Annotated in this window: 3 protein-coding genes; all 3 read right to left on the bottom strand. The window is 73.6% G+C overall.

The window, feature by feature from the left end; all coding sequences use genetic code 11:
- Positions 1–1251 (bottom strand): ABC transporter ATP-binding protein (locus tag AOK23_RS28755; protein WP_240496608.1); only part of this gene is annotated, 1251 nt, incomplete at its 3' end.
- 118 nt (positions 1252–1369) lie between these two features.
- Positions 1370–2128, bottom strand: coding sequence for an NUDIX hydrolase (locus tag AOK23_RS28760; RefSeq protein ID WP_055715528.1), 759 nt, complete (start codon positions 2126–2128; stop codon positions 1370–1372).
- A 151-nt stretch (positions 2129–2279) separates the two neighbouring features.
- Positions 2280–4300, bottom strand: a 2021-nt coding sequence (locus AOK23_RS28765; RefSeq protein ID WP_055715529.1) for an amylo-alpha-1,6-glucosidase, incomplete at its 5' end; no start/stop codon positions are given.

Raw genomic sequence — 4300 nt, forward strand, 5'->3', positions numbered from 1 at the left:
GGCCTCGACCGAGCGGGGCAGGCGGGGCAGGTGGGGTGGCTGGTGGCTGAGGCGCCTCGAAGCGTCGGTGGTGTTGGTGTGATCTGTGTGGTCGGTAGGGCTGGAGTGAGCAATGGGATCAGCGGGGTCGGCGGAGTCTGCGAGGTTTGTGTGACTGACGAGACTGCGGTGAGCGACGGGAGGAGTGGAGGGCGTTGAGGAGTCCGCTGGTGACATCCGGCGCTCTTGCGTAGCCGCCCCGGGGTCATCGCCCACCCCCTGCGGCTCCTCGACCGAGTCACCGGAATCCGCCTCCCCCGGTTCCCCTTCACCAGGCCGCGACGGTGTCGGCGTCGCGGCCGCTGTCTCCGTCGCCGCCGCCGTCGCCGCGGCCGTCGGCCCCATGTCACCGATCTCGTCGGCGAGTTGGTGGACGAGGATGCCGTGCCGGAACGCGGTTTCGCCGACCTCTGCGCATGTACTCCCGTACACCGAGAGCCGGTTGCCGCCCTCTCGGACGACCTCCACGGAACGTCGTGCGGTCCGGGCCTCCTTGGTCAGCAGGGCGCCGAGGCGGGCGGCGTGCGGGGTGCGCACGGCCACCCGGGGGCGGAGGCGGGTGCGGGAGAAGTCGGCGACGTCCTGGTCGGCTACGAGTCGGCCCTGTTCGAGGGTGAGGACCCGGTCGGCGATCCGTGCGGCCTCCTTGGGGTCGCCGGTGGTGAACAGGACGGTGCCGCCCTGGGTCGCGTGCGCCCGCATGATCCCGTGCAACCAACGTCCTTCGCGCACGGACAATCCGTGGGTGGGCTCGTCGAGGACGAGGGTGTGCGGGTCGGACAGCAGCGCACAGGCCAGGCCGAGTCGGCGGTCCATGCCCCGCGAGAGGGTGCTCAACCGGGCCTCGCGCAGACTGACCAGGCCCACCACCTCCAGGACTTCGTCGGCCCGCCGCACGGGCAGTCCCGCGGCCGCGCACAGCATCCGCAGATGACCCCGAACCGTGCGGGCCGGATGCCCCGGTACTTCGCCGAGCAGAACACCCACCTCGCGGTTGGGGTGCGCGATGCGGTGCAGGGGGCGGCCTCTGAAGTAGGTGATTCCGCGGCCCTTCTGGAGTTCGAGCATCAGCCTCAGCACGGTCGTCCTGCCCGCACCCGGCGTTCCGAGGAGTGCGGTGACACGGCCGGAGTGCGCCTCGAACGACACGTCGTCGACGGCGGGCGGATGCTCCTTGCGAGGGGTGCTGGTCAGTCCGATGGCCTGGATCACCCGAAGCAAGATAGCGCGGTATGTCCGGTTTTCCGGGCACCTCGCGGCTCGCTTCGAGGCAGCGGGCGGCGTCGGGCGACGCCACCGGACAGACCTCGGCTCCTTGAACCGCGCCCCGTCAGACCTCGGGGCGGAGCATCGGCGGGTTGAGGAGCGTGGCGCCACCGGCGCGGAAGAGCTGGGCGGGGCGGCCGCCCTGCCGGGTGGTGGTGCCCCCCGTCGGCACCAGGAAGCCGGGCGTGCCCGTCACCTTGCGGTGGAAATTGCGCGGGTCGAGCGCCACGGCCCACACCGCCTCGTAGACGCGGCGCAGCTCACCGACGGTGAACTCCGGCGGGCAGAAGGCGGTCGCCAGCGAGGAGTACTCGATCTTCGAGCGAGCACGTTCCACGCCGTCCGCCAGGATCTGCGCGTGGTCGAAGGCCAGCGGCGCCACCGGCTCGCCGTCGCGCCCGTAGCCCCCCTGAGCCAGCAACTCCTCGACGGGCGCCCAGCGCGCGCTGTTCGCGTCGCCGCCCGGCCGGGGTGCCGGCAGGTCGGGGGCGAGCGCGAGGTGGGCGACGCTGACGACCCTCATCCGCGGGTCCCGCTTCGGGTCGCCGTAGGTCGCCAACTGCTCCAGGTGCGCACCGTTGTCCTGCGCGGGGGCGGACGGATCGTGGGCCGTCAGCCCGGTCTCCTCGGACAGTTCCCGTGCGGCGGCCTGCGCCAGATCCTCGTCGGGCCGTACGAAGCCGCCAGGCAGGGCCCACCGCCCCTGGAAAGGCTGTTCGCCCCGCCGCACGGTCAGCGCGCACAGCGCGTGGCGGCGGACGGTCAGCACGACCAGGTCGACGGTGACGGCGAAGGGCGGGTAGTCCGACGGGTCGTAGGGCATGCCGCGATCATAGTCGTCTTCCTGACGATAAACACTCCCTTCAGTGGTCGCTTCCGTTCTTGATCCGCTTCTGTCAGGCACCTGACTCATGATCCACCCGGCCCCTTCGCGAGGTCCGCACAGGGCGTGGTCGATCACGCGTCCGCCGAGGTCACCCTCCCAACTGCAGACCGTCGGCCGCTTCCTCGACCATGGCGAGCCCCAGTCTGCTGACGCGCACGGCGAAGGGGGCGCCGGCCACGCGCAGGCCGGTCAGGCCGATCTCGCCCAGCGGTGCGCTGCTCACCGGACGCAGCGTCACCGTGCCGGCCGGGGTGTCCGGCCGGATGCCCACGAGGGTGGTGAGCAGCAGCACACCCGAGGCCGCCGCCGTCGCGGCCGGTCTGCAGGCGGCCGGATGCGGCAGCGGCGCGCCGCCCGCCGTGCGCTGCTCCCCCGCGTACATCTCCGGCAGCCGGTGGCCGAAGCTCTCGGCCGCCGCCAGCACTCCCCGCATCAGAGCGCTCGCCTCCTTCTCGTAGCCCGCCGCCGCGAGCCCGGCGACCGCGATCGCCGTCTCCTGCACGCGCACGGCACCACTGCGATGCCCGAACGGGTTGTACGCCGCCTCCTTCGCGCCGAGGCTGCGCAGCCCCCACCCGGAGTCCATGGCAGGTCCTCCGAGCAGCCGGGCGAGCTGCTCGGTCTGCACCTTGTCGAGCAGGCCCGGAGCCTGGCGGCCCCCGCCGAGCAGTCCCGTGTCGAGGAGGTGGGCGGTAGCCGCGCCCAGATGCGGGACGAGGCGCCCGTCGGGGGTGCGGGCGGCGGCGGGTCGGCCGCCGCCGCGGTCCTCGACCCAGAAGTCCGCCTGGAATCGGGTGCGCAGTCGTATCGCCCATTCCCTCAGCTCGTCCGCGCCGGGGCGGCCGTACGCGTCGAGCAGGTCGGCGCCCAGCAGCGCGGCCCGATGGGCGTGTGCCTGGGTCTCGCAGCGCAGCGGCCCGCCGGGGCCCGGGTCGGGCAGACAGGTCCCGGCTCCGACGGTGGCCCGCAGCCACCGCAGACAGCGCTCGGCGGCGGGTAGCAGGGCCTCTGTCTCCTGCTCGGGCAGCCCCCAGCGTCTGGCCTCGGCCAGGAGCACGGGGAAGAGGAGGGTGGCTTCGGTGCCGGTGCAGCCCGGCGGCAGATGAGGGCCCGCGTCCCTCCGCGGGCCGGGGATCATGCCCGACTGGGCCGCCGGGCCCGCGAGTTGGGTGCGGGCCAGGGTGCGCAGGGTGCCCGCGGCGAGACGCGTGCCGAGGGGCAGCGTCATGCGGGCCGCGATCAGGGCGTCGGCCGGGGCCATGCCGCAGCGCCAGGGAGCGCCCGCCGCGAGGTGGATGTCGGACGGGTTGGCGGGGTCGCGCAGCAGCAGAGCTTCCAGGTCTTCCAGGCATGTGTGCAGCAGTGCCCCGGCCCGGGAGTCGTCGCCCGCGGCCTCGGCCTGGGCGAGGGGGCTCGTGGCTCCGCGTCCCACCGGTCTGATGGGGCCCGCCCCGTCCGGTCGTACCCGTAGCTCCACGCTGCGCGAGCCACCAGGAGGCAGCTCCAACTCCCAGCGCAGCAGTCCGGCGGAGGCCAGGGCGTCGGCGGGTGGCGGGGAGGCGGTGACGGTCGAATGACCGGTGGCGCAGGACCAGCGCAGGCCCGCGTCACGGACGCTGGCGGGCAGCTCCTTCCCGGCGCTGCCGGAGGCGACGGCACCCAGTTCCGCGAGGTCCGTGCCCAGGGACACCTCGACGGGCAGGCGCAATGGGCGGCGGGCCGTACTGTGCAGGGTGATCCGCTCGGTGCCGTCGGCGTGGCGGGTCCGTTCGACCATCACGTCCGGGTCGGGACCGGCGTCGGCGGAGACGCGCAGCGTTCCCACGAAGCGGGCCCGGTCGGCCGTGACCATCCGTGCCTGTACCGGAAGGGGCTCCCGTCCGGCCACACGGATCTGGCAGCGGGAGAGCATGCGCCGTCCCCCACGGTAGAAGCCTTCCAGCCCCTCGCCGGTCAGCTGACCGTGGTCGCCCGAGATCGCGAGGCCCGGCAGAGCGACGCAGATCAACGTGGTGTGGGCGGGGGGCAGCTCCGTGGGACGTCGGGGGCCCGGAAGCGACGGTTGGGTAGGGGCCTGGTTTCCGGCAGGCGTGGCGGTCGGTGGGGTGG

This window comes from Streptomyces torulosus (assembly GCF_001419765.1).
In the GTDB taxonomy this organism is placed as follows: Bacteria; Actinomycetota; Actinomycetes; order Streptomycetales; family Streptomycetaceae; genus Streptomyces; species Streptomyces torulosus.

Coding starts and splice junctions, on each gene's coding strand:
- AOK23_RS28760 (WP_055715528.1), bottom strand. CDS start 2,128: ATGCCCTACGACCCGTCGGACTACCCGCCCTTCGCCGTCACCGTCGAC.